General features: G+C 30.5%; 3 protein-coding genes. All 3 read left to right on the top strand.

Annotated features, from left to right (window positions below; all coding sequences use genetic code 11):
• The first annotated feature begins 72 nt into the window (after nt 1-72).
• The 3 genes from istA (at nt 73) to B5G32_RS13215 (ending at nt 3,655) form a co-directional block, all read left to right on the top strand.
• On the top strand, nt 73-1,620 hold the full coding sequence (istA, locus tag B5G32_RS13225; protein ID WP_087936929.1) for an IS21 family transposase: 1,548 nt from the start codon (nt 73-75) through the stop codon (nt 1,618-1,620).
• Nucleotides 1,617-2,354 (top strand): IS21-like element helper ATPase IstB, encoded by a 738-nt coding sequence (istB, locus tag B5G32_RS13220; RefSeq protein ID WP_087936928.1) that lies wholly within the window; start codon nt 1,617-1,619, stop codon nt 2,352-2,354. Before istA ends, istB begins: the two co-directional genes overlap by 4 nt.
• A gap of 839 nt (nt 2,355-3,193) precedes the next feature.
• A complete protein-coding gene (locus B5G32_RS13215; protein WP_087304612.1) occupies nt 3,194-3,655 on the top strand; it encodes a hypothetical protein in 462 nt (153 codons plus the stop codon).
• Nucleotides 3,656-3,974: the final 319 nt, after the last annotated feature.

Raw genomic sequence — 3,974 nt, 5'->3', positions numbered from 1 at the left:
ACCTTCTATAAGTTGTAATATTAATTTGTAGATATTTTTATCTACCTTGCAAACTTATAGGAGGTGTTTTTTATGCAAGAAATCAAAAGAATTTTAGAAAGGAGATTTAAAGGCGAAAGTCAAAGATCGATTGCTTCCTCTTTACATTTGTCACGCAATACTGTTAGTAAAGTTTTTAAAGCTGCCGATCAGACTGGGTTGAGCTGGGTTCAGTTTCAAACAATGGATGAAAGCTCTCTTGATGAACTTTTGTTCCCTGAAAAAAAGTATGTTCCTGTTCAGCAGGTCCCAGATTTTGAATATGTCCATAAGGAACTTTTAAAGCCTAGTACAACTCTGAAAGGATTATGGGAAGAATACGTTATGTCATGTACCGATGCAAAACTTCCCTATTATCATCGCACTCAATTCAATAAGCTGTACAATGATTATGTCAAGAAGCATAAATTGACCATGCATATCAATCACAAACCTGGTGATAGAGTCATGGTGGACTGGTGTGGCAGTACCATGAATGTGTATGATCGATTAACAGGTGAAGTCACAAAAGCATATCTTTTTGTTGCGACTTTACCATTCAGTATGTATACGTACGTTTATGCGTGCAAAAGTATGAAACAGGAGGAATGGATTCAATGCCATATCCAAATGTACAATTATTTTGATGGTGTGACTAGACTTTTAGTTCCTGATAATTTAAAAACAGGTGTTACTCATCACAAAAAGTATGAAGACCCCATCATCAACAAAGTATATCAGGAAATGGCTGATTACTATGACACATCTATTGTACCTGCCAGAGTAAAGAGACCTAAAGACAAGGCTGCGGTCGAAGGAACTGTTGGCAATGTCACCAATTATATTATAGGCAGATTACGCAACAGAAAATTCTTCAGCTTTCATTCTCTTAATAAGGCAATTTCCATAGAACTGGATAAATTTAACAACAATCCGTTCCAAAAAAGAGAAGGATCTCGCAAGAGTGTATATGAAGAGGAAGAAAAAGAATTCATGATGCCTTTACCACCTGAACCATTTGAACTGAGCGAATGGAAAATGGCAACAGTTCAGATGAACTATCACATTCAGGTTAATAAGATGAACTACTCTGTTCCCTATGAGTATGTTGGTAAAAGAGTCGAAGTCAGACAAACAAATAGCATTGTTGAGATTTATTATAAAGGAACACGCATATGCAGTCATGCAAGACTTCATGGTCGTGCAAATCAATATTCAACCAACAATGATCATATGCCCGAAAACCATAAGCTATTTGAATGGAATAAAGAAAGATTTGAAAAATGGGCAAAAGGGATTGGAGAAAACACTTACGAAGTCATTCATAGACTTATCAGTAGATATAAGGTTGAAGAGCAGTCATATAAAAGTTGTATATCATTACTGAAGCTTTCAGATAAATACAGTGCGGAAAGGTTGGAAAATGCATGTCAGTTGGCGCTTGAACACATTACACAACCTTCATTTAAAAATATTAGATTGATTTTAGAATCTGGTCAAGATATAGAATATAAAAATAATAAAAATAGAAAACAGATTGAAGTTGATACAAGCCATGCATATGTGCGTGGCGAAGAATATTATGGAGGAAACAAAAAATGAGTGAGCAAACAATAGAGAAATTAAAGAAAATGAAATTGTCTAAATTTGCAGAGGCATATCAAGATCAAAAAGGGAAACCCGAGTACCAGAAAATGAGTTTTGATGACAGACTTACGTTACTGGTAGATTTAGAATATGATTCAAGAGTGAATCATACGATTGAAAGAAATATCAGAAATGCAAACTTTTATGATTCTACAGCATGTCTGGAACAAATCAATTATAAACCTGAAAGAAAAATTGATAAGGCATTGATAGAAGAACTGTCAACCAATCAATATATTGAAGAAGGACTTAACGTCGTAATAGCTGGAGCGTCAGGATGTGGAAAGACCTGGATTTCAAACGCATTAGGTGTCCATGCATGTCGCTCAAGAAAACGTGTAAAATATATACGTTTGCCAGAACTGCTTATGGATTTAGAAACAGCCAGAATTCAAGGAGCATATCGCAAGATGATGAAGCAGTTGGGAAAACTTGATCTACTTATCATCGATGAATTTTTATTATCATCAGTAAATGAAACAGAAGTCAACAGCATTCTTGAAATCATGGAATTGAGATGTAATAAAAAATCAACAATACTTTGTAGTCAATGGACACCTGAAGGATGGTATCAAAAACTTGGTGGTGGACCGATAGCAGATGCCATATTAGATCGAATCATCAATAGTTCTTATAAAATATTACTGGAAGGTGCTTCCATGAGAGAAGAATATTCAAAACTCAAATAGCTAAGAAGCCAGTCTGCATGGACTGGCTCTCTTAACGGACGATGTGGCTCTAACTAGCGGTTTAGTGGTGGCTCTCATATAGCGAACATAGTGGCTCTCGCCACCCGTCATATACATTTGACCATAGTGGCATCTTTTTATTAACCCTTTTTTGTATTCTCATTGATTTGTCGCTTACTAATAAATCAAATATGGATATAAATATTCATACCACTTACGCAAATAAATTACCACTTACACAAATAGTATATAAAGAAGTATTTGTTTATGATAAAATTTTTATAGAAATAAAAGTTTAGCTATAAAATTATAAAAAAACACTTTCCATGGTAATTGTTTTTCATTGATTTTTTAACATTATTTAATCAGTTACAATAAATTTAAATAATGAAACTGCATTAAAATATATTTTACTATTTTTTGATAAAAATATTTTTAAGTGAAAGTAAATATTGAACATAATAACAACGAATAAAAAGATTTTTTAAACATAACTAAAAAAATCGTTTAGGATAATGCTATATGAACGAAAATAGTATATCTTTTATAAAATCTAGTTAAATGTTCTTCACTGTTTGCTGATTATTAAACACCATTATTATATGCTTTAAATTATCATTTTATCATAATTTATTATGTCGAACTAGAATATAAGTTTTTACAATTTAGATTTTGAAAAAAATATATGTACTCTATTCCTTAATCACGCTTATAAAATCACTTGATCATATAATTTAAAAATCTGTCAATTAAGATATACAAGTGAAGGTCAAAAACTTCTTCATTCTATTTATAGTTTATAAATTTGCATAAAATTAAAAACAAAAGGAAGGATTTTTATGAAAAAAATATATCATGTAATGAACCAATATAATTATTATATGTCTAATATCATTTTTAACATTATAAATATTGTATTAGTTATTTTCTTATATAACTTTGGTTTTTTTGGTGAACAAACAGAAAATATATATGAAATATTACTAAGTTTTGCTACATTCAGCTTTTTTACTCCAATATCTATTGCATGCGCAATAATAGTACTTATTACATTTATAACATATTTAAAAAATATAAATGAAAATATTAAGAAAGATATTTCTATAGAGTTGATAACTTATAATATCATTTTTATTCCTATCATAATAGCATTATACTTTGCTATGTATTATGTATGGACTACTTTTATTGGTAGCGGTTGGTTTTGTGCATTTATTTCAATTTTTGCTAGTATGTTCTTATTTAACTATTTATATGTTATGCATTTTTATAAGATTATAGATCGTATATTTGTACATTGAATCAAACTATTAATTTAACAGTAACTAAATAAATCACTATTTATGAATAATTGTAAATATTTCTTAAAGCTCCTTTGTAAAGTTGATTTTATAGTTATTGCAATGTTAACTTTAACAAAAAGTACAGTTTGAAGAAACTGAGGTTTAATCAATGATTTCTTTGCGAGGGAAGAATCACTTTTTGTTAAAATTGGCCCTTTAAATAATTGAGGGGTCTAATCTAAAAAGCTTTAAATTAATAGTGGGGTATTTTGACCCCACTTTCATTTTAAAGCAGGTCGAACAATATTTGATTGGTGACTATCTGTCATCTTTTTTT

The sequence above is a fragment of the Massilimicrobiota sp. An80 genome (assembly GCF_002159255.1).
Lineage (GTDB): Bacteria > Bacillota_I > Bacilli_A > Erysipelotrichales > Coprobacillaceae > Allocoprobacillus > Allocoprobacillus merdigallinarum.
This window is presented reverse-complemented; position numbering and strand designations above follow the sequence as displayed.

What these genes read in the sequence shown, in the direction of transcription:
- istA (WP_087936929.1), top strand. Translation starts at nt 73, where the DNA reads ATGCAAGAAATCAAAAGAATTTTAGAAAGGAGATTTAAAGGCGAAAGT.
- istB (WP_087936928.1), top strand. Translation starts at nt 1,617, where the DNA reads ATGAGTGAGCAAACAATAGAGAAATTAAAGAAAATGAAATTGTCTAAA.
- B5G32_RS13215 (WP_087304612.1), top strand. Translation starts at nt 3,194, where the DNA reads ATGAAAAAAATATATCATGTAATGAACCAATATAATTATTATATGTCT.